Origin of the sequence: Rhodococcus sp. NPDC058639 (genome assembly GCF_042717545.1) — a bacterium.
Taxonomy (GTDB): domain Bacteria; phylum Actinomycetota; class Actinomycetes; order Mycobacteriales; family Mycobacteriaceae; genus Rhodococcus.
Genome location: NZ_JBHXRF010000003.1, coordinates 408950 through 429859 on the forward strand (window position 1 = coordinate 408950; position 20910 = coordinate 429859).

Annotated in this window: 20 protein-coding genes; 15 read left to right on the forward strand and 5 right to left on the reverse strand. The window is 65.3% G+C overall.

All coding sequences use genetic code 11. From position 1 onward, the window contains the following. Nucleotides 1-42: 42 nt before the first annotated feature. On the reverse strand, nucleotides 43-750 hold the full coding sequence (locus ACFWU2_RS07625) for a CPBP family intramembrane glutamic endopeptidase (RefSeq protein ID WP_378603781.1): 708 nt from the start codon (nucleotides 748-750) through the stop codon (nucleotides 43-45). A gap of 315 nt (nucleotides 751-1065) precedes the next feature. Between ACFWU2_RS07625 and ACFWU2_RS07630 the strand changes: the two genes are divergently transcribed. Then, nucleotides 1066-2763, forward strand: coding sequence for a fumarate hydratase (locus ACFWU2_RS07630; RefSeq protein WP_378603360.1), 1698 nt, complete (start codon nucleotides 1066-1068; stop codon nucleotides 2761-2763). A 72-nt stretch (nucleotides 2764-2835) separates the two neighbouring features. Here the strand turns inward: ACFWU2_RS07630 and ACFWU2_RS07635 are convergent, their stop codons facing one another. Together ACFWU2_RS07635 and ACFWU2_RS07640 are read right to left on the reverse strand one after the other, a co-directional pair. Further along, nucleotides 2836-3222 carry a hypothetical protein gene (locus ACFWU2_RS07635; RefSeq protein ID WP_378603363.1) on the reverse strand — a complete coding sequence of 129 codons (387 nt, stop codon included), beginning with the start codon at nucleotides 3220-3222 and terminating at the stop codon, nucleotides 2836-2838. Nucleotides 3223-3341: 119 nt separating this feature from the next. Continuing rightward, a complete protein-coding gene (locus ACFWU2_RS07640; protein WP_378603366.1) occupies nucleotides 3342-4172 on the reverse strand; it encodes an ABC transporter ATP-binding protein in 831 nt (276 codons plus the stop codon). A 344-nt stretch (nucleotides 4173-4516) separates the two neighbouring features. On the opposite strand from ACFWU2_RS07640, the gene ACFWU2_RS07645 reads away from it, so the two are divergent. The 11 genes from ACFWU2_RS07645 (at nucleotide 4517) to ACFWU2_RS07695 (ending at nucleotide 15468) form a co-directional block, all read left to right on the forward strand. Further along, the gene (locus ACFWU2_RS07645) at nucleotides 4517-5872 is read left to right on the forward strand and encodes an 8-oxoguanine deaminase (protein ID WP_378603369.1); all 1356 of its coding nucleotides are present in this window, start codon (nucleotides 4517-4519) and stop codon (nucleotides 5870-5872) included. A 79-nt stretch (nucleotides 5873-5951) separates the two neighbouring features. Further along, nucleotides 5952-7496 carry an ABC transporter permease gene (locus ACFWU2_RS07650; RefSeq protein ID WP_378603372.1) on the forward strand — a complete coding sequence of 515 codons (1545 nt, stop codon included), beginning with the start codon at nucleotides 5952-5954 and terminating at the stop codon, nucleotides 7494-7496. A gap of 11 nt (nucleotides 7497-7507) precedes the next feature. Then, nucleotides 7508-8542 (forward strand): ABC transporter substrate-binding protein, encoded by a 1035-nt coding sequence (locus tag ACFWU2_RS07655; protein WP_378603375.1) that lies wholly within the window; start codon nucleotides 7508-7510, stop codon nucleotides 8540-8542. A 382-nt stretch (nucleotides 8543-8924) separates the two neighbouring features. Continuing rightward, complete coding sequence (locus tag ACFWU2_RS07660; protein ID WP_169621603.1) at nucleotides 8925-9179, forward strand: hypothetical protein; 255 nt, start codon at nucleotides 8925-8927, stop codon at nucleotides 9177-9179. Further along, complete coding sequence (locus ACFWU2_RS07665; RefSeq protein WP_378603379.1) at nucleotides 9176-9832, forward strand: Rieske 2Fe-2S domain-containing protein; 657 nt, start codon at nucleotides 9176-9178, stop codon at nucleotides 9830-9832. The genes ACFWU2_RS07660 and ACFWU2_RS07665 overlap by 4 nt, the downstream gene beginning before the upstream one ends. After that, nucleotides 9829-10413, forward strand: coding sequence for a glutathione S-transferase family protein (locus tag ACFWU2_RS07670; RefSeq protein WP_378603382.1), 585 nt, complete (start codon nucleotides 9829-9831; stop codon nucleotides 10411-10413). Before ACFWU2_RS07665 ends, ACFWU2_RS07670 begins: the two co-directional genes overlap by 4 nt. Nucleotides 10414-10433: 20 nt before the next feature. Then, nucleotides 10434-10934 carry a thiamine pyrophosphate-binding protein gene (locus tag ACFWU2_RS07675; RefSeq protein ID WP_378603385.1) on the forward strand — a complete coding sequence of 167 codons (501 nt, stop codon included), beginning with the start codon at nucleotides 10434-10436 and terminating at the stop codon, nucleotides 10932-10934. Further along, nucleotides 10931-11554 (forward strand): thiamine pyrophosphate-dependent enzyme, encoded by a 624-nt coding sequence (locus ACFWU2_RS07680; protein ID WP_240955133.1) that lies wholly within the window; start codon nucleotides 10931-10933, stop codon nucleotides 11552-11554. The genes ACFWU2_RS07675 and ACFWU2_RS07680 overlap by 4 nt, the downstream gene beginning before the upstream one ends. After that, on the forward strand, nucleotides 11541-13091 hold the full coding sequence (locus ACFWU2_RS07685) for a GMC family oxidoreductase (RefSeq protein WP_378603390.1): 1551 nt from the start codon (nucleotides 11541-11543) through the stop codon (nucleotides 13089-13091). The genes ACFWU2_RS07680 and ACFWU2_RS07685 overlap by 14 nt, the downstream gene beginning before the upstream one ends. Next, nucleotides 13088-13978 carry an aromatic ring-hydroxylating dioxygenase subunit alpha gene (locus tag ACFWU2_RS07690; RefSeq protein ID WP_378603392.1) on the forward strand — a complete coding sequence of 297 codons (891 nt, stop codon included), beginning with the start codon at nucleotides 13088-13090 and terminating at the stop codon, nucleotides 13976-13978. Before ACFWU2_RS07685 ends, ACFWU2_RS07690 begins: the two co-directional genes overlap by 4 nt. Then, nucleotides 13975-15468 (forward strand): aldehyde dehydrogenase family protein, encoded by a 1494-nt coding sequence (locus ACFWU2_RS07695; protein ID WP_378603395.1) that lies wholly within the window; start codon nucleotides 13975-13977, stop codon nucleotides 15466-15468. The genes ACFWU2_RS07690 and ACFWU2_RS07695 overlap by 4 nt, the downstream gene beginning before the upstream one ends. Nucleotides 15469-15514: 46 nt before the next feature. Here ACFWU2_RS07695 and ACFWU2_RS07700 read toward each other — a convergent pair whose 3' ends face one another. Together ACFWU2_RS07700 and ACFWU2_RS07705 are read right to left on the reverse strand one after the other, a co-directional pair. Next, nucleotides 15515-16471 carry an isopenicillin N synthase family dioxygenase gene (locus ACFWU2_RS07700; RefSeq protein WP_378603398.1) on the reverse strand — a complete coding sequence of 319 codons (957 nt, stop codon included), beginning with the start codon at nucleotides 16469-16471 and terminating at the stop codon, nucleotides 15515-15517. Nucleotides 16472-16560: 89 nt separating this feature from the next. Then, nucleotides 16561-17133 (reverse strand): helix-turn-helix domain-containing protein, encoded by a 573-nt coding sequence (locus tag ACFWU2_RS07705; protein WP_378603401.1) that lies wholly within the window; start codon nucleotides 17131-17133, stop codon nucleotides 16561-16563. Nucleotides 17134-17272: 139 nt separating this feature from the next. On the opposite strand from ACFWU2_RS07705, the gene ACFWU2_RS07710 reads away from it, so the two are divergent. The 3 genes from ACFWU2_RS07710 to ACFWU2_RS07720 are packed head-to-tail and all read left to right on the forward strand — an operon-like array spanning nucleotide 17273 to nucleotide 20861. Next, complete coding sequence (locus tag ACFWU2_RS07710) at nucleotides 17273-18826, forward strand: ABC transporter ATP-binding protein (protein WP_378603404.1); 1554 nt, start codon at nucleotides 17273-17275, stop codon at nucleotides 18824-18826. Continuing rightward, nucleotides 18823-19902, forward strand: coding sequence for an ABC transporter permease (locus ACFWU2_RS07715; protein WP_378603407.1), 1080 nt, complete (start codon nucleotides 18823-18825; stop codon nucleotides 19900-19902). The genes ACFWU2_RS07710 and ACFWU2_RS07715 overlap by 4 nt, the downstream gene beginning before the upstream one ends. After that, the gene (locus tag ACFWU2_RS07720) at nucleotides 19899-20861 is read left to right on the forward strand and encodes an ABC transporter permease (RefSeq protein ID WP_378603410.1); all 963 of its coding nucleotides are present in this window, start codon (nucleotides 19899-19901) and stop codon (nucleotides 20859-20861) included. The genes ACFWU2_RS07715 and ACFWU2_RS07720 overlap by 4 nt, the downstream gene beginning before the upstream one ends. The last annotated feature ends 49 nt before the right edge of the window (nucleotides 20862-20910 follow it).

Genomic DNA, 20910 nt, shown 5'->3' on the forward strand with positions numbered 1-20910 from the left:
AGTGACGAGCCGCGACCGGCACGCCTGAAGGGGCAGGCCCCGTCAGCCCATCGAGATCTGCCACACGAGGGCTGCGGCCAGCGCCCCGACGCCGTTGAGCGACCAGTGCAACGCGATCGGAGCGAGGATGCTCCCGCTGCGCCGGCGTAGCCAGGTGAAGACGAACCCCGCGGCGGCGGTCGCAACCACCGCACCGGTGACCCCTGCGACCTGTCCCCAGAGTCCGGAGCCGAAGATCGCCGTCAGGCCGGCGTTGCCCGAGGTCAAATTGAGGGAGGACGCGACATGCCACAGACCGAACAGCAGTGACCCGGCGGCGAATACTCCCCGCGCACCCCATACGCGTTCGAGGGTGCCGTGAAGGACGCCGCGAAAAGCGAGTTCTTCGGGAATCACGGTCTGTAGCGGAATGATGATCATCGAGGCGACGAACGCGCCGGACAGTGTTGCGTAACGCTCGGAAAGGAAGAACTGCCGGGTGAACGGGAGCGCGATACCGATCGCCACGACCGTGAGAACGAGCGCGACCGCGGCGAGCGAATAGAGCGTTCCGCGTTTCCAGTGTCGCGGTGACAAGCCGAGTTCCGACCATTGCATACCTCTGCGCCGCATCAGGACGACCAGGATCGCGGCGGAGACAGGCACCGTGGCGATCGACGCCCATACGGTCGTGAAGTGCGCGATCACATTGGTGGCGATCAGGACGCAGACCACTACCGCGACATCTATCCATGCGTGGAAGCGGGGCATCCAGGCCAGGGAGGGCAATCGTGAGGCTTCGGCAGTCACGCAGTCTTCTTCCGGGATTTCTCGTGCATCCATACAAGTGTAAGGAATCCGACCGGCAGACTGCATGACGCACGTCACCTCCGAGCTGCGAGATTCGGGTCCGGTTCGCAGACCCTGGGATGACCGCAGCGCCACCTCCCGAAACCTCGTCGTGTTCCGGAGATGTGGGCCACACCGCCTGCGTGTGCCGTCTGCGTCACATGCCCCGTTGTCGAGGTCACGATCCTGCGCGACTAATCTGTCTCCGGAACACCACCCCCTCTTCCAGGAGAAACAATGGCCGACTTCCTCTACGAGGACCTGCTGCCGATCGGGGAAGACCCCACCGAGTATCGGCTGCTGACCAGCGAGGGGGTGTCCACCGTCGAAGGCCCCGACGGCCGCACCTTTCTGAAGGTCGAGCCCGAGGCGCTGCGCCTGCTCACCGAAACAGCGCTGCACGACATTTCGCACTACCTGCGGTCGGATCACCTGAAGCAGCTCGCGAGCATTCTCGACGATCCCGAGGCCTCGGACAACGACAAGTTCGTCGCCCTCGATCTCCTGAAGAACGCGAACATCGCGGCGGCAGGGGTGTTGCCGATGTGCCAGGACACCGGCACCGCGATCGTCATGGGTAAGCGCGGCCAGCAGGTACTCACCCCCGGTGACGACGAGGAGTCGATCGCACGGGGCGTGTACGACGCGTACACCCGGCTGAACCTGCGGTACTCGCAGAACGCTCCCCTGACCATGTGGGACGAGAAGAACACCGGCAACAACCTGCCCGCCCAGATCGAGCTGTACGCGGACACCGCGAAGGGCCACGAGAACTCCTACAAGTTCCTCTTCATGGCCAAGGGTGGCGGGTCGGCCAACAAGTCGTACCTGTACCAGGAGACCAAGGCGATCCTGAACCCGGACTCGATGATGCAGTTCCTCGAGGCCAAGATCCGGTCGCTCGGCACCGCAGCGTGTCCGCCGTATCACCTCGCGATCGTCGTCGGCGGTACGTCGGCAGAGTTCGCACTCAAGACCGCGAAGTACGCCTCCGCCCACTACCTCGACGAACTGCCGTCCGAGGGCGCCATGACGGGTCGCGGTTTCCGCGATCACGAACTGGAGAAGAAGGTCTTCGAGCTCACCCAGAAGATCGGGATCGGCGCGCAGTTCGGCGGCAAGTACTTCTGCCACGACGTCCGCGTGGTGCGCCTGCCGCGCCACGGTGCGTCGCTGCCCGTCGCGATCGCAGTGTCGTGCTCGGCCGACCGCCAGGCGAAGGCGAAGATCACCCCGGAAGGCGTGTTCCTCGAGCAGCTCGAGTTCGACCCCGGCCGCTTCCTGCCCGAGGTCACCGACAGCCAGCTCGACGCGGAAACGTCCGGTGTTTCCGGGACCGGCAAGGGTGCGGCCGTGAAGATCGATCTCACCCGCCCGATGCCGGAGATCCTCGCCGAGCTGTCGAAGCACCCCGTCAAGACGCGCTTGTCGCTCACGGGACCTCTCGTCGTTGCCCGTGACATCGCGCACGCGAAGATCAAGGAGCGTCTCGACGCGGGCGAGGAGATGCCGCAGTACCTCAAGGACCACCCCGTGTACTACGCCGGCCCGGCGAAGACTCCGGAGGGCCTCGCGTCCGGGTCGTTCGGCCCGACCACAGCCGGTCGCATGGACTCGTACGTCGAGCAGTTCCAGGCTGCCGGCGGCTCGATGATCATGCTTGCCAAGGGAAACCGGTCCAAGCAGGTGACCGATGCGTGCCACAGGCACGGCGGTTTCTATCTCGGTTCGATCGGCGGCCCTGCGGCACGCCTGGCACTGGACTGCATCAAGAACGTCGAGATCGTCGAATACGAAGAACTCGGTATGGAGGCGGTCTGGAAGATCGACGTCGAAGACTTCCCGGCGTTCATCGTCGTCGACGACAAGGGCAACGACTTCTTCGCCCACACCGGTGAGGTGACGCTCACCGTCGGCAAGCGTCCGGGACTGTAAGACCCCGCGCCACAGCATGATCGGCCCCGGTGGGAGTTTCTCCCACCGGGGCCGATTGCTCGGATACGACTCTCAGGCCGCGCAGGCGTGCGTCCGCGAGAGCACCGCCGGCGACTGGGCGACCACCCGCAGGAGGAAGTCGACGATGGTCGCGGGCGCGGGCTCGGCACCCGGCGCGATCACCTCGCACAGCGCGCGGTAGGTATCGGCATCCAGCACCGGGACGGCGCGGAAGTGCGTGGTCATCGCGAGTGTGAAGTCGATGTGGTGTTCACGGGAACGAATGGTGAACTCCGGTCCGTGCGCACCCGCGATCACACACACATCGAGCACGGCACCCGGCGCGAGGTATTCGAACGAGGCACTGCGCACCCCGTTGCGCAGCATCTGGCGATACAGCGGCCGCAGCCCGCCGAGCACCAGCGGCGGCAGGGTGACCGATCGGTCGACGCTGAACATGTGACTCTCTCCTTCTTCCCCGGCCCCACATCATCCGGCTTTTCTGTAATTAATCCAGATCTGGAATTATCACAGAAAAAGGAGGGGGGTGCAACCCATGGCCCCGCGTACGTCCGGCGTCACCCCTCCACGGATTCACCACTGAACAGCAACTTGCTCAGGGCATCCACGTAGCCGTGGAATTCGGCGCTCCGCATCGTCTCGGCGGTGCGTGGCCTGGGGAGATCGATGGGCACCACATCGATGATCCGGCCGGGGCGCGCACTCATGACAGCCACGACATCGGAGAGCAGGACAGCTTCGGCAATTCCGTGCGTGACCATCAAGGTGGTCGCGCGCCGTTCGGTCCAGATCCGCTGCAACTCCAGGTTCAGGCGTTGCCGGGTCATGTCGTCGAGTGCACCGAACGGCTCGTCGAGCAGAAGTACAGAAGGCCGCAACACCAAAGCACGCGCAATCGACACGCGCTGACGCATTCCGCCTGACAGTTGTGCGGGCTTGGACTTCTCGAACCCACGCAATCCCACCAGGCCGATGAGTTGCCGAACCAACTCGGGGTCCGCCGGCAACCCGGCGACCTGGCGTGGAAGAGCGATGTTGGCTTCGACGCTGCGCCACGGCAGTAAGGCGGAATCCTGGAATGCGACACCGAGTTCATGACCCTCGCGCAAATCCTGTGGGCTCATGCCGTTGACGAGGACACGACCGGCGTCGGGGCGGTCGAGGCCCGCCAGAATCCGTAGGACCGTGGATTTGCCACATCCGGACGGACCGAGCAACGACAGGAACTGGCCCTCCGAGGTTCGGATGTCGACATCGTCGAGCGCGGTGACGCGCGTTCGCCCGGACTGGAACGTTCGGGTCAGACCGGCGATATCCAGGCCTGTACCCGGAGGACGAAGTCCACCCCGTGAATCCGGCGGGACAACGGACGAGGAGAGAGAAGTCACGGTGCCGAACTCCGATCCGTAGGAGATGCATTGACGGGGCGTGTCACGACAGACACCGCCGACGGGCTCCTGATCGATGCCCGGGAGGATACCTACGGTGCCGCGCCCACCATCGCGTGTCAAGAGGGCAGACGAGTAACCCATCGTTTACATCCGCGCAAAGCCACCGTTCAAGAGTTCTCGTAACTTCTTGCGCCATAGGGCATCAGAGAGCGAGCCCACCGTCCGTCCGGCTCGACCGGTACACGATCTGGAGCTCCCCTCCAGAGGAGGACACCCTCTCCGGTGATGGGTGCGAGGGCCATCACAGACAGGTCAGGTCTGCCAGGAGAGGGAGAAGAGGCATGCACGATGTGCTTGTGCGCGATATCGGCTATCTGATACTCGAGCCCGGGTCCGAAATCGCCGACGCCTGGCTGGCGATCTCCGCCGGCCGCGTCGCCGCAGTCGGGACCAGAGGAACAGAACCCGTTGCACGACAAACTGTCTCGGCGGGCCAGAGAACGGTTACCCCAGGACTGATCAACACGCATCACCACATGTATCAGAACCTCACCCGATCTTATGGTCCGGCCGTAAACGGATCGCTGTTCAAGTGGCTCACCGAGTTGTATCCGATCTGGGAGAACCTCGACGAAGAGGCCGTATATGTCTCGACGTATGTCGGGCTAGCCGAGCTCCTGCTGGGAGGCTGCACGACCACCACCGACCATCTCTACGTGCATCCCCGACCCAACCTCATCGACGCCCAGATCCGTGCGGCCCGCGATATCGGATTCCGCTTCTACCCCACTCGTGGGTCGATGTCGCTGTCGATCGAGGACGGCGGCCTCCCTCCCGCGAGCGTGACGCAGGATGCCGACGCCATTCTCGCCGACAGTCAGCGACTGATCGACACGTACCACGACCCACAGCCGGGAGCGATGACTCGAATCGCTCTCGCGCCGTGCTCTCCTTTTTCGGTCGACGAGACCCTCATGCGCCGCACCGCAGAAATGTCGGAACGGACAGGGGTGCGCTTGCATACTCATCTTGCCGAAGATCTCGACGAACACACCTACTGCATGGAACGGTACGGTCGCACCCCCGTCGAACATTTCGAAGATGTCGGATGGGCCGGAAACCGTTCGTGGGTCGCACACTTCATCCACCCCTCCGACAGCGAGATGCGGCGGCTTGCCTCTGCCGGAGTCGGCGTGGCGCACTGTCCCAGCTCGAACATGCTCATCGGCTCCGGAACGGCCCGCGTGGCGGCCCTGCACAGCGAGGGTATGGCAGTCGGACTGGGCTGTGACGGCTCGGCGTCGACCGATCACGCGTCACTCTGGCTCGAAGCCCGTACCGCGTTGCTCCTCGGTCGATTCACCGGGGGGCCGACCAGCATGACGGCGCGCGACGCACTCGGAATCGCCACAGTCGGATCGGCACGGTGCCTCGGTTGGGACGACGAACTCGGCAGACTGACACCGGGTTCCGTTGCCGACCTGGTCGCGTGGCATATGGATCCCGTGTCGCTGGCCGGAGCACACACCGATCCGGTCGAGGCCCTGTTGCGTTGCGGGCCGGCGCGCGCGTGGATCACCGTGGTCAACGGCCGCGTTCTCGTGGAGTCGGGAGAGTTACGTGTCGCCGGACTGGCCGACGCGCTGGTCGAGCACCGCCGCATCTCGACGCGGATGCAGCACTCGTTCGCGCACTGAGTCCAGACGTTCCCCTGCTCAGGATCGGAGGTATGAAGCCGTGTCGATATTCAGTCCCACCCGCCAGGGGAATTCTGCAATGGAACAGCACAAGTGGCGAGCTACCAATCGCGTCGCGGGAATCCTCGTGTTACTGGCGGTATGGCAATTGCTCGCCGCCACGGTCTTCTCGTCCTACTTTGCCCTACCGACCCCTACTGCCATCGTCGCCCAAGCGGTGACGGATTGGCCGATGGTCTTTCCGAACCTCGCACAGACCGCCTCGGAAGCCGCGCGCGGGTGGCTGTTCGGTAATGCGGCGGCATTCGTGTTGGCCACGGTGTTCGTTGTCATCCGGCCGATCGAGAGAGTTGCGACCCAGCTGGCGCTCGCTCTGTACTGCCTCCCGGTGATCGCGATCGCACCGATTCTCACCGCGGTGCTCGACGGCGACCGACCCCAAGTCGTCATCGCCGCGCAAAGCGTCTTCTTCACGACGCTCGTCGCGGTCATGGTCGGCGCGAAGGCTGCAGACCAGGCCGCGATCGATGTGGTACGCACCGCCGGGGGCTCACGCTGGCAGGAATTCGTCCGGGTAACTCTGCCGTCTGCCTTACCGGCTACCTTCGGCGGTTTGAGGATTGCAGCCCCCGCAGCGGTGCTGGGCGCAATCATCGGTGAGTATCTCGGCGCGGACTCGGGACTCGGCGTTGCGATGGTTTATGCGCAGCAATCCCTGGACGTGGAACGCACCTGGGCACTGGCGCTGTACGCAACGATGCTGGCGGGTGCGGCGTATCTGGCCACGGCGGCAGTCGAACGCCGTGTGTGCTCCTGGTCGACAACCACGACCGGCGGAACCGGCCCGAGGACAACATCGGGATCGATCCCCAAGAGGATTGCCCTCACCGCGGGTACCGCAGCCGGAGCCGTACTCGGATCGCTGGTGTTGTGGCAGGTCGCGATCATCGGGCTGGATCCATACTTCGCCAAAGGACCTGCGGACGTGTGGCGCTATCTTGCCACGCCGGGTAGTGAACGAGACCAATTGATCTCGGCGCTCGGCACGACAACACTTCACGCGAGTTACGGGTATCTGGTCGGGACTGTCGCCGCCTTCGTCGTCGCCGTCTCGGTGGTCTCGTGGCCCGCTGTCGAAGCTGCCGTGATGCCGGTGGCGGTAGCTCTGCGCGCCGTACCGCTGGTTGCGATGACGCCGTTGATCGCGTTGGTCTTCGGTCGCGATGTCGCGACTGTTGTCGTGATCGCCGGCATCGTCACGTTTTTCCCGTCGCTGGTCACTATTGTCACCGGCCTCCGTTCGATGCCGTCGGGAGCAATCGATCTGCTGAGCGCCTACGGAGCTTCCAGATTCGACCTGATGGTTCGCGCCCGCATCCCGTACGCGCTGCCGAGCGTATTCGCCGCGGCACGGATCGCGGCTCCCTCTGCCGTGATGGGGGCACTTCTTGCCGAATGGCTGGCGACCGGAGACGGTATCGGTTTCCTCATGCTCAGGGCATCTACAGGAGCAAATTACGGCCGACTGTGGTCCTCGGTCGCACTCATCACGGTCGTATCCCTTCTTGCCTACGCTCTCGCCACCGCAGCCGAGAACGCACTCAGTCGCAACCGCTTCCAGTAAGGAGTTCTACGATGACCCCTGCGAAATACCCGCTTTCGCGTCGCGCTCTGCTCCGCCGTGGGCTCGGGCTCGGTGCGCTGGCCCTCGGAGGGCCCACGCTCCTGTCTGCATGCTCATCCGGGAGCGGCGCAACCACCGCGCCTGACGGGACCACGGCCATCAATTACCAGCTCAGTTGGCTTCCCACCACGGAGCACTCCGGAAGCTGGATCGCCGCGGACCGCGGCTACTATCGAGAGAACGGACTCTCGGTCAACTTCCTCAACGGGGGCCCGAACACAAGCCCCGACACGGTCGTGATGTCCGACAAGGCACTCATCGGCGGCAGCAACGCCGACGTCGTGTCGAAAGCGGTGATGCAAGGGGCAGATCTGCGAATCTTCGGCACCCGATTCCAGAAAAGCCCCTTCTGCCTCCTCTCTCGTGCCGACAATCCCATAAACTCACCCCAAGACATGGTCGGTAAGAAAATCGGTGTCGCCGCGTTGAACGAGACCGCGTTCAACCTCCTCCTCCAGATCAACGACATCGACCCCGAGTCCGTCGAGGTCGTTCCGGTCCAGTTCGATCCCTCACCCGTTGCGAATCGCGAGGTCGATGGGCAGGTCGTTTTCGTGATCAACGAACCTACCCAGTTGGAAGTCAAGGGCATCGAGACTCACACGTTCCTCTTCGCCGACTACGGATACGCGGTGTTCTCCGGTGTCTACTTCGCGAAGGCACGGACGGTACAAGACAATCCTGAGCAGCTTGCCGCCTTCCTCCGAGCAGAACGACGCGGATGGGAAGCCAATCTCGCCGATCCGGAACTCGGGACGAACCTCACCGTCGACGTGTTCGGTAAGGACCAGGGATTCGACCGGGCCCAGCAACTCTTGGAATCGAAGATTCTGGAACAGATTATGGTCACGCCGGACACGGACTCGCTCGGATTGCTGACACTTCCCCCGGTGCTGATCGAACAGAACATCAAGACGCTCAATGCCGCCGGGATCGACGTGTCGGCCGACCAGTTGTTCACGACCTCGGTTCTCGACTCGCTCTGACGCGCTGGATCCGGTGGCTACGCATCCCGCGACCCACCGGATCCGCGGGTACAGGCATCCCGCCGGTCTCCCGTCTGCGTACTGCTCACCCGTCACCTACCTGCCGAACGCGAAAGTCACACGGCCGTAACGAGAATTTCATTCCCAGGGGACGGTCACATTCCAGCACTGTGTAATACTTTGAACCGCATCGCACATCGAGGCGCTGCTGTCCGTCCGGCCCTGCCGGCGAACGATCCGGAGCTCCCCTCCGGAGGAGGACATCTCCGGAGACGGGTGCGAGGGCCGTCCCAGACGAAGCACCACACGTCTCCCGGAGGACTCATGAATCACACAGCCACCACCGCAATCGGACTCGGCCGGCACACCTGCTCCTGTTGACATGAGCAGCGCAATCTCGTCCACGCTCACGCTCGTCGGACGATTCGATCCCGCTGTCATGATCCGGTTCTCGGTGTCCCGAGCCGAGCTTCTCCGCATTCACGCCACTGTGGTGACCGCGACCGAACACCGGATCGAACTCCACACCCACGGCGACCCCGACCTCGTCGGGGCATTCGAGGCAGCGTGCGCGCTCGCACCCGACGACAACGTCGTCCTCGACCTCACATCGACCGAGAGGAGAGTCCTGCCATGACCGTCTGGCTTCCCGTCGCGCTCGGTCGCGACATCGAACCAGGTGCCGCGACCGGCACCACCGTTGACGGGTCGTCCGTCGCCCTGTGGCGCGATGCCGGCGGCACGCTCCACGCCTGGGCCGACCGCTGCCCGCACCGCGGAATGCGCTTGAGCTTCGGATTCGTCCGCGAAGACCGGCTCGTATGCCTTTACCACGGTTGGCAATTCGACGGCGACGGTGCATGTCGCCATGTGCCCGCACACCCACGAATGGAACCTCCGGGCTCTGTCCGGCCGACGCGGTACCGGGCGTTCGAGCGCGGCGGTCTCGTCTGGGCGAGTTCAGCGGATCCCGCCGACGACACAGAGCTCTCCCGTATCCCCTCCGTGTCCACCCCCGTCCGCTCGGTCTGGATGAGGGAGGGCAGGGAGCAGGTTGTCGATCGGTTGCGTTCCCTCACTGAGGATTTCCAGGACAAGGGCACGGTCGCAGTGGGCATCCTCGACGGAACCGCGATCCTCGCAGGAATTCAGGTAGTCGACGCGCACACCACCGCCTTGCACCTGACCGCTCCGGGGGCGGTGCCGGATGACACGGTGCGTGCACTGGTCCGCCGGATGCACGACCTTCGCGACAGCGCAACCGCTTTCACTTCGGTGGCCGCATCATGACGATTCCGGTACTCCACGACTTTCCGCTCGACCCGCGCTGTTATTCGGTGCGACTTGCGGCGTCGGTGCTCGGTTACGAACACCGGATCGAACCCGTCGACGTGATCCCCGGCGGGGCGCATCTGACCGGCCGGTACCGCGAACTCACACCGTCCGGTGTGCTCCCGGTGCTCGAGACCGGTACCGCCGTGCTCGTCGGCACCGTGGACGTCCTCACCCATCTGGCAGCGGGAACCGATTGGGCACCAACGACACCGGAATGGCTGACGTTCGCGTCGGGTCCGCTCGAACACGTCTACGCCTGCCGCGACACCGCGCTCTACACCACCGAGGCAGTCGACACGCACGCTGCGCTCACGGTTCTCCAGACATTGGACGACCACCTCGCTCTCCACGCCGAGCACGACTGGTTCACCGCCGACCGGCCCACGGTCGCCGATCTGGCGCTGTACCCCGCCGCTGCGCTGAGCCGGGACATCGGCATCGACCACGACACGTTCCCCGCACTCCGGCGCTGGATGCGGCAGGTCAAACGCCTGCCCGGCTTCGTCGAGATGCCCGGAATCCCCGTCTTCCCCTGACCACCACCGGAAGGACCGACATGCAGCAATCCACCGTCGACGCGGTGATCCGCGGCCTCGAGCAGGCCGGCGTGACTACCGTCTGCTATCTACCGGATTCCCTGTTCAAAGAGCTGTATCCCGCACTCGACGCACACCCGGGGATCCGCACCATCCAGGTGACCAACGAGGGTGAAGGTGCCGCGATCTGCGGCGGAATCTTCCTCTCCGGCAAGCGAGCCGCGCTCATCATGGAGAACTCCGGACTCCGCGCCTCGGTCGAACCCCTTGCCCGGATGGGACTCGGTGCCGGCATCCCGGTCATCATGCTCATGAGCTACCGCGGCGAACTCGGCGAGAACAACTGGTGGGCCGTACCGCACGGGATCACCATGGAACCGATCCTCGACGCTCTGCGCATCCCGTACCGCATCGTGCGCGAGGAAGAAGGCATCGAGCGCGCCATCCGCGACGCATTCGAATGGTCCTACTCGGCCTACCACCATTCCGCCATCGCTCTCGGAGGAGGACTCGTCCGATGACCACCATGCGCATGACCCGATTCGAGTGCATGCAGGCACTCGCCGCCCGTCTCGAGGACGAACTGGTCATCCTCTCGCTCGGCGCCAGCGTCGACGAGTGGTACAACGCCGCTCCACACATGCGGCAGGCGAGCCTGTTCCAGCAGCAACTCGGTTGTGTGACCCCGCAGGCGTTCGGACTCGCCGTCGGCTTGCCGCACCGCAGAATCATCTCCCTCGACACCGACGGAGGCATGCTGTTCAACCTCGGCATCCTCGCCACACTGGCCAACGAGAAGCCACGCAACCTGTTCACCGTCGTGTGGGACAACGAGTGCTACCAATCCATCGGTGGCCCACCCACGCATACGGCCCGCGGCAATGTCGACATCGCGGCGATCTCTCGCGGTTGTGGAATCGAGAAGTCCTATACAGCAACGACGCTCGAGGAGTTCGACAAGCACTGTGTTGCCGGACTCGCCGCCGACGAACCATACGTGCTCGTCGCCAAGGTCTCGAGCTCCGTACAGCCCGGCATCAAACGCAAGCACAGCGACGGCCGTGAAGACAAGTACATCTTCGTCCGGCATGTAGAGGCGACGGAGGGCATCACCATTATGGGGCCCAGTGAACACAATTGACCGCTACGACTACGTGATCGTCGGTGGCGGTTCGGCAGGTTGCGTCTTGGCCGCCCGATTGACGGAAAATCCGGACATCACCGTGATGCTCCTCGAGGCCGGCCCGCACCATGCCGGCGTGGCCGCATTGGACCGTCCCGGCACGTGGGCCGACCTCCTCGGCGGCGACTACGACTGGGGATATCACTACGCCCCGAATCCCCTACTCGACGGCCGGGCCGTCCCGATCCCGCGTGGACGGGTACTGGGAGGATCGAGCAGCATCAACGCGATGCTCTGGTACCGCGGACATCCGTCCGACTACGACGCGTGGGAAACGGCCGGCGCCAAGGGCTGGAACTACGCGTCTCTGCTCCCCTATTTCAGGAAGGCTGAGGACTGGGAGGGCGGAGCAACCTCACTACGAGGATCCGGCGGTCCGATCCGCATCACCTGTCCCTCGGACCCCCATCCGATCGCCCTCGGATTACTCGAAGCCGCCGCAGAACTCGGCATGGCCGTGCTCGACGACTGCAACGGGCCGGAGATCGAGGGGGCCGCGCTCGCGAACCTCACTGTGGACGCGGGCCACCGCGAGAGCACCGCACGTTCCTACCTCGATCCTGCGCTGTCCCGGCCCAACCTGACGATCCGCACGGACGCAACGGTCGTGGGCCTGACCTTCGACGGTGACCGGTGCACCGGCGTGCGGTATCGGCACGACGGGCGCGAGACCGAGGTCCGCGCCGTCGCCGAAACCCTGTTGTGTGCCGGTGCGATCGCGAGTCCACATCTACTGCTGCTCGCCGGCATCGGCGATCCCGCGCAACTTCGCAAGCACGGGGTGCCGGTGCGTGCAGCGTTGCCCGGGGTCGGACGCAACTTGCAGGACCATCCACTGCTCATGGGGGTGAACTTCCGCGCCCGCACTTCACTGGGCCGGGTGCGGGACAACGGCGGCGGAGCAATTCTCAATTGGCGTTCCGACGCTTCCCTCGATCTTCCGGATCTGCATGCATTCGTCGTCCAGGGACGTCACGCGACCCCGGAGATCGCCGACCGTTTCGATGTCACCGGAGAAGTATTCGCGATCTCACCGGGACTCATGCGGTCCCACAGCATCGGGGAGCTGACGCTGCGGTCGCCAGACCCGGGTGTTTCGCCGTGCATCGACCCCCGGTACCTGTCCGATCCCCGCGACTGCGACGCGCTCGTCGCCGGGCTCGATCGTGTCTTCGACCTGGCCGAGACCACTGCCCTGGCGACGCTGATCGAATCACCCGCCGCACCCGACCGGCGTCTCGGGCGTACCGACGCCGAAGCCTTCGTGCGCGCAAGTTGCTCGACCTTCTTCCACACCGGTGGCACATGCGCCATGGGCGCGGGCCCCGATGCGGTCGTGGACCCGGATCTCCGGGTCCACGGCGTGGCCGCTTTGCGGGTGGTGGATGCGTCTGTGATTCCAGTCCTGCCGTCATGCAACACCAACGCCCCCGTCATCGCGCTCGCCGAACGAGCGGCAGACATCATCTCCGGAACGGAAGGGAGAACCTCGTGACCGGTCCCGTGACCTCGACGATCTGTGACGACCCAGTCGTGCTCGACCAGTGGTATCCGGTGTGCGCCGAGAACGAAGTCTCCGGTGCAGCTGTGCACACGCGGCTCCTCGGTGCCGAAGTCGAGATCAGTACGGGCGGCGACGGGGAGCCCATGGTGCTGACCCGCGGCCGAAAACTGCCCGTACGAAAGCAGTTCGGGTTCGTGTGGACCACACTCGGCGCTCCGGAACGCGATGTCTTCACCATCGACGAGGCGGATGAACCCGACCGCCGCTACGTGCCCTGCGGTTGGGTGACAATGCGCGCGTCACCGGGGCGGATCGTCGAGAACTTCTTGGACATGGCACATTTCCCGTTTGTGCACACGGGCATTCTCGGAGGAGAGGCGGCCACCGAGGTTGCGCGCTACAAGTGGGAGATCCGCAAGGAGTCGGATGAAGTGTGGGCAACGGACTGCACGTTTTTCCAACCGCAGGTGTCCGCCGCGTCCGAAGGGTCCTTCGCACATCTGACCTACCGTGTCCCTGCTCCGTATCAAGTGATGCTGTACCGGGTTTCACCGTCGGATCCCTCCCGATTCGACGCGATCGCACTGTTGATCCAACCGATCGACGAAACACTCTGCCGTGCGCAGCCGGTGATGTATCTCGTCGACCCGGATTCGCCGCACACCGATCTCGTGCAATTCGAGCAGATCATCTTCCTTCAGGACCGCATCATCGTCGAGAACCAGCGGCCCCTGCTGTTGCCGCTCGATCCCCGCGACGAGATCCCGACCCGGGCCGACGCGTCGTCTGTCACCTATCGGCGCTGGCTCAAAGCCAAGGGCCTGCGCTGGGGCGCGCTGCCGTTCCGCCCCGCCCACTCACGAGGAGCCGACTCATGACCACCGCCGTTCTGCCTCGCTACAGCGCAACCTTCCTCACCAGCGGCGACAAACGACTACTGGTCGACGGCGAGTGGATCTCGGGATCAGGCACGCCGTTCGAAACGATCGATCCTGCTACGGGAAAGCCTCTCGCCGTCCTCGCCTGCGCCGGCCAGGACGAAGTGGACGCCGCGGTCACCGCTGCCCGCCGGGCGCTGAGGGAGGAATGGGCGGCCCTCGCCCCCTCCGCTCGAGCACGGGTGCTGTGGCGGATCGCGGAAGCGATCGACGGTCATGCAGACGAACTCGCCGAACTCGAGACCCTCGACCAAGGCAAGTCCTGGGCAACATCCCGCTTCGCCGAGATACCTTCTTCCGCCGAACAATTTCGCTACTACGCGGGTTGGGCAACGAAGATCACCGGGACCACGGTGACACCATCGATCACGTACCAGCCCCTGGGCAAGCAGGTCATCGCCCACACACTGCGTGAACCGGTAGGGGTGGTGGCTGCGATCGTGCCGTGGAATTCGCCGCTGCTGATGGCCGCCATGAAATTGGCTCCGGCACTGGCCGCGGGGTGCACGGTGGTACTCAAGCCGGCTGAGGACACCTCGCTCACCGCACTGCGGCTCGGCGAACTGCTCGCAGAGGCGGGACTTCCCGCCGGCGTGGTGAATATCCTCACCGGTGGCGCAGATGTGGGGCGGATGCTTGCCGAGCACCGAGGTGTGGACAAGGTGACTTTCACCGGGTCGACGGAAGTGGGAAAGAAACTCGTGACGTCGGCCGGTGCGGGGCGCCTCGCGCGTCTGACGCTCGAACTCGGCGGCAAGTCTCCCGCGGTGGTGTTCGGCGACGCAGAGTTGGCGCAGACTGTTCCCGGCCTCGCTCGCGGCATCTTCGCCAACTGCGGGCAGGTGTGCGTCGCAGGGTCGCGGGTGTATGCCGAGCGTGCCGTCTACGAGCAGGTGGTCGACGGCCTTGCCGAGGCTGCCGCCGCACTCCGACTGGGGCACGGACTCGACAGTGATACCGACCTGGGACCGCTGGTGAGCATGCGGCACCGACAGACTGTGGCCGCCTACGTCGACGACGGTGTACGCCGGGGCGCGACTGTCGTGACGGGCGGACGCGCGGTGGGCGAGTCCGGCAGTTTTTACGAGCCGACGGTCGTAGTCGACGCCGCGCCGGATCTACCCATGATGCGCGAGGAGATTTTCGGGCCCGTCGTGACCGTCACCCCGTTCGACGACACCGACGAGGTGATTTCCTGGGCCAACGACACCGACTACGGTCTCGCCGCGAGCGTGTGGACAGCGGATCTCTCCCGAGCCCACCGGATGGCCGGCGCGATCCGCGCCGGCACCGTGTGGATCAACTGCCACTCTTACTTCTCCCCCGAACTGATCAAGGGAGGTCACAAGCAGTCCGGGTGGGGGTACGAGAACGGTGCGGCAGGACTGGAGAACTACCTCGAGACCAAGACCGTATGTCTCACCGTCTGACGATCCAGACCCGCATCCCGAGCAATCCGGGGTCGGGGCCGACACCTCATGACGCCTTATTCTTGAGGTAGTCGTGCGTCGCGTCGAACCGCGACAGCATGTACTCCCCGACCGTGATAGGCGGGTAGATCGGCTCCGCCCCCTGTTCCACGCACGTCGGGATCGCCTCGATCACCGCATGGAAATCCGGGGCCACGAAGTACGGCAGTGAATACCGGTCCGTCCCGACGGGGTTGAGCACCCGGTGACGGGTCGACACGTATCGGTGATTGGTCCACCGCGCGATCATGTCGCCGAGGTTGACGACGAGCGCATCCGGTGGGGTGACGACATCGATCCACCCTCCTCCGCGCGCCGCGACCTGCAGGCCTCCGACATTGTCCTGTGCGAGCAGCGTCAGGGATCCGTAGTCGGTGTGGGCTCCCGCGCCCGGCGCGGTGTCTCCCTCCCGGACCGGCGGGTAGTGCAGCATGCGCAGGGAGGCGATCGGATCGGTGAACATGGGCTCGAAGGCCTCGCGTGTCAGGCCGAGGGCGAGGGCGAGCCCGTGCATGAGGTGCGTGTTGATTTCGAGGCAGGACCGCGCGTACTCGTCGGCGACGCTCTTGAATTCGGGCATCAGTGCGGCCGGCCACTGCGCCGGCCCGTGCAGCGGTGTGCCCGCGACGACCTCGGGATGGTCGGGGCCGCGGTCGAAGGTGATGTCGAGGGCTTCCTTGGCGTCCGCTCCGATCGCCGCGTCGAGAGTTTCGGCCTTCGGCGGGACGTAACCGCTGTGGCAGGACGATTCGGCGATCGAGATCTGCATCTTGTCCTCGAACGGCAACGAGAAGAACCGTCGCGCCTGCTCCATCGTCTCTGCGCGGAGCCCCGAATCCAGGCCGTGTCCGGTCACGACGAAGAACCCGAGGTCGGTGCACGCGGCGTCGAGCGCGCGAGCGACCGTGCGCGGGTCGCTTCCGTCGCGTAACGGCCGCAGGTCGATGACGGGCAGTGTGTCCATGGGTGCTCCTGGGAACGGTGTCGGCAAGTGATCGCTATCAGTTAATTCCTGCGATGCTGCCGTGTCGTCTCGTTCCGGTGAGGTGCGTGTTACGACGGTTCCCGCGGCGCGCCCACGCACAGCACCACTCGCGCGCGTTCCACTCCCCGGTGCTCCCACTGCATTTCGGTGCCGGCGGCAGCGAACAGGCAGTCCCCCTCCCCGAGGACGACGGATTCACGGTTACGCATTTGCACTTCGAGGCAACCGCCCGTCATCACGAGTACGAGGTCGTCCGCGCGGCGAAACCACCCGCTGACATCGTCCTCGGGGGCGATGACGTACTGGTACACCTCGCCGATCGCTCCGTTGCCCTGCGCCATCCATGTTGTCGGGGTGGTCGGCGCCCCCGTCACAGCCTGTGCGACGCGCCGTTCCGCCCGAACCACCAGCACGTCTCCTTCCGGTGCCGCGTCGAGAAAATGCGAGGGCGAGCACTCCAACGCATCTGCGATCTTGTACAGCGTCGCCAGCGACGGCACGTTGAGTCCTCGCTCGACCTGACTCAGAAACGCCTGGCTGATCCCCGCACGCGACGCCAGCGTGCGGGCGCTGAATCCGGCCTGCCGACGAGTGGCTCGAATAGCTGTGCCGACACGGGTGACCCGATTCTGCTCCGGCATCACACCCACCTCTCCCTCACCACGAAACCCCCAGCCGGCCTCCGAAACACAAACGTCACGGCTCGGACACGGGGGCTCAATTATGACCCTGCAAGGTCTGGACTTAACAAATAGCGATTACTCGGAAGGGTCACATCGAATGGTGACACCAGTTTCTCCCTCGCGCAGCGCCACCGCTCCGGCTGCCGAAGACGGCTCGGTCGACGGCGTCGTGATGCGCGGTATCGCACGATCTTTCGGAGACAGCATCGTCCTCCGTGATGTCTCGCTGCACATTCGGCCCGGCGAGGTGTACGCGCTTCTCGGGGAGAACGGCGCGGGCAAATCCACGTTGATGCGCATCCTGACAGGATTGCTGCCCCCGGATTCGGGTTCGATCGAGGTCGACGGCATGCCTCTCGAGGCCGGAGGACGGGACCGAATCGCCATGGTCCACCAGCATTTCATGCTGGTGCCGACCATGACGGTTGCCGAGAACTTCTTGCTCGGCCGCTCTCGCGGGGTGGTCGGACGAGGACGGCTGCGTCACACCTGCGACGAGATCGCCGCACTGGCCGAGGACACCGGACTCGGTTGCGACCCCACTGCCCGCGTCGATTCGTTGTCGGTGGGTGAGCAACAGCGAGTCGAGATCCTGCGGGCACTGCACCTGGGAGCCCGATATCTGCTGCTCGATGAGCCCACCGCGAATCTCGCCCCGGCAGAGGTTCATTCGCTACTCGCGCAGATCCGCAACCTCGCTGTCGAGCGCGGCGTCGGCATCGTCCTCATCACCCACCACCTCGAGGAAGTCCTCGAAGCCGCCGATCGGGTGGGCGTACTCCGCGGCGGCAGACTCGTCGCCGAAAAACCGGTCGCCGGTGTGACCACCGCCGAACTCGCCCGCGACATGGTCGGGCGCGATGTCGGACTCGGCGTCCGCCGGGCTGCCACCGAACCGTCGGGAGGACGCATGCTCGAACTCGTCGGAGTGTCGGTCCCGGACCGGTTGCACGACGTGACCCTGCGGGTGGCCGCCGGGCAACTCGTCGCGGTCGCCGGCGTCGAGGGCAACGGACAGTCCGCGCTCGAGGACGTGCTCTCCGGCCTCGCCGCGGATCCGTCCGGCGCCGTTCGCATCGCCGACCGCGAAGTGGACGTCTCGACGCCACGCGCTCTCCGAGATGCGGGAGTGGGCATCGTCCCCGCGGATCGCTACACCCGCGGTCTGGTCAAATCCCTCGGCATCGACACCAATCTGGCGGTCGACAGTTACACCGCCGCCCCACTTGCCCGTCGAGGGGGACGACTGTCCCGCACTGCCATTCGCGACCGCGCCGTTCGCATCATCGCCGCACTGTCCGTGAAGGCCTCGAGCCCTCGCACACTCGCCGGCACGCTGTCGGGCGGTCACGCCCAGCGCGTCGTCCTCGGCCGGGTCCTCGACGGCGCTCCCGACGTTCTGGTCGTGGCTCAGCCGACACGCGGTCTCGACGTCGGCGCAACAGAATTCGTGTGGGACACGCTCGTCGAACACCGGGCTCGCGGCGCCGCAATCCTGTTGATCTCCTCCGACCTCGACGAGATCTGTAGCCTCGCCGACCGTGTCGTGGTGCTCTATCGCGGACGTATCGTCGCCGAGTTCGACGATGGCCCGTTCGACCGCGAGGCTCTCGGTTCCGCAATGGGCGGATTCCAGGATGTCGCCGCATGAGCGCGAACACACTCAGCCCGCCGGCGTCCACACCGACACCGGAAGCGCCTGCGCCACGGCGACTCCGGGGAGCTGCGACGACAGTCGGGGTCCCCGTGCTCGCGGTGGCCGTAGGACTGGCCGTCGGAGCGGTGCTCATCGTCCTCGCAGGTGGCGACCCGGGAGAGGCGTACGCCACGATGCTCGGTGCCGCCCTCGGCGGTGATACCCAGCTCGGCCGGTTGCTGACGGGCATGACACCGCTGGTGCTCATGGGCCTGGGCTACGCGATCGCATACCGCACGGGATTCATCACCATCGGCGCGCAGGGCCACTACGACGTCGGAGCGATCACCGCTGCGGCCGTGGTGCTGAGCATCCCCCTCGGCACGAGCTGGGTCGCGATCCCGGTCGTGGCCGTCACCGCGGCCGCCGCGGGCGCATGCATCGGCGGGATCGCAGGCGTGCTGAAGGCACGACTCGGGGTGAACGAGATCATCTCTTCGCTCATGCTCAACTACCTCGTTTTCTATGCCCTGGCCTGGGCGGTGCGCAAACCTCTCGCCAATCCCAACGGGTTCACCCCGGAATCGGAGCGCATTCCCGACTGGGCAGCACTGGCGACGATTCCCGGCACCCGCATCCACATCGGCGTGTTCGTCGCTGTCGCGGCCGTGCCACTGGTGTGGTGGCTCATGCGATCCACCCGTTTCGGGTTCGCCTCGCAGATCGTCGGTGAAAGCCCCACCGTGGCCGCGGCCAACGGCATCTCCGTCGCGCGGACGATCGTCACGTCGGCTCTCGTCAGTGGTGCTCTCGGCGGGATCGCAGGCGCGATCATGCTCCTCGGGAGCGAGTTCCGGCTGTCACTGGCCGTCTCCTCCGGCATCGGTTTCACCGCGATCGTGGTGGCCTTGCTCGGACGACGGAATCCCTTCGGCATCGTGCTCGCGGCGGCGCTGGTCTCCGGCCTCACGCTCGGCAGCCAGGCGGTTCAGCGAACCCAGGAGATCCCGGCGTCCATCGGCACCGTCGTCCAGGCCGTGATGATCCTGACGGTGCTGCTTGCCAATCGAATCGTGGAGCGTGCCCGATGAACTGGTCCGACGTCCTGGGAACCGGGGCTCTCATCCCTCTCTTCACCGCGGCGCTGCGTCTCGCGGTACCGATCATCCTCGCGGCGGCGGGCGCCTGCCTGGCAGAACGCTCCGGGCTCATGAATCTCGGCATCGAGGGCCAGATGATGGTGGGCGCCGTTACCGCGTTCATCACCGTCTATTACACCGGGAGCCCGATGCTCGGCGCGGCCACCGGTGCCGCGGCCGGCCTTCTCACCGCCGCGGTCGTCGGGTATCTCACCATCACGATGGCAGTCGACCAGATCATCACCGGGATCTCGGTGGTCATCCTCGGCACCGGGCTGGCGTCGTTCCTCTACCTGCAGGTGTTCGGTATCACCGGCACGCCACCGCGCGTACAGGGCACCACACCTGTCGACCTGCCCGTACTCTCGGACATTCCGGTGATCGGCCGGATCGTGTTCTCACAGTCACCCCTCGTCTACGTCGCGCTCGCGCTGGTCGTGGCGTTGTGGTGGGTGCTGTCCCGCACCGCCTTCGGGCTCTCGGTTCGTGCCGCCGGCGAAAGCCCCGAGGCTGCCGACTCGGTCGGCGTCTCAGTCGCGCGGACTCGCTGGATCACACTGCTGATCTCCGGTGCCGCAGCCGGGATGGCCGGCGCACTGGTCATCGACAGCCTGGGGTTCTTCCAGGACGGCATCACCGGTGGCCGGGGCTGGATCGCCCTCGGCGTCGTGATCCTGGCGAGGTGGAACCCGCTCGGCGCCATAGCCGGTGGCTTCATGTTCGGCCTCGTCGACGCATTCCAGCTCCGCGTTCAAGCCGCTTCGGGTGGTCAGGCCACCTCGGTGCCCTACGAACTGTTCCAGGCGATGCCGTATGCGGTGACCCTGCTCGCAGTCGTCGCCACGACCGTGGGATTCGCCCGCAACAACGCACCCAAGGCGCTCGGCGTTCCCTTCGTTCCTGCCAGATAACTACCCCCCGAGACAGGCTCGTGTACACGAGTCTCCGTCCCCTAGGAGA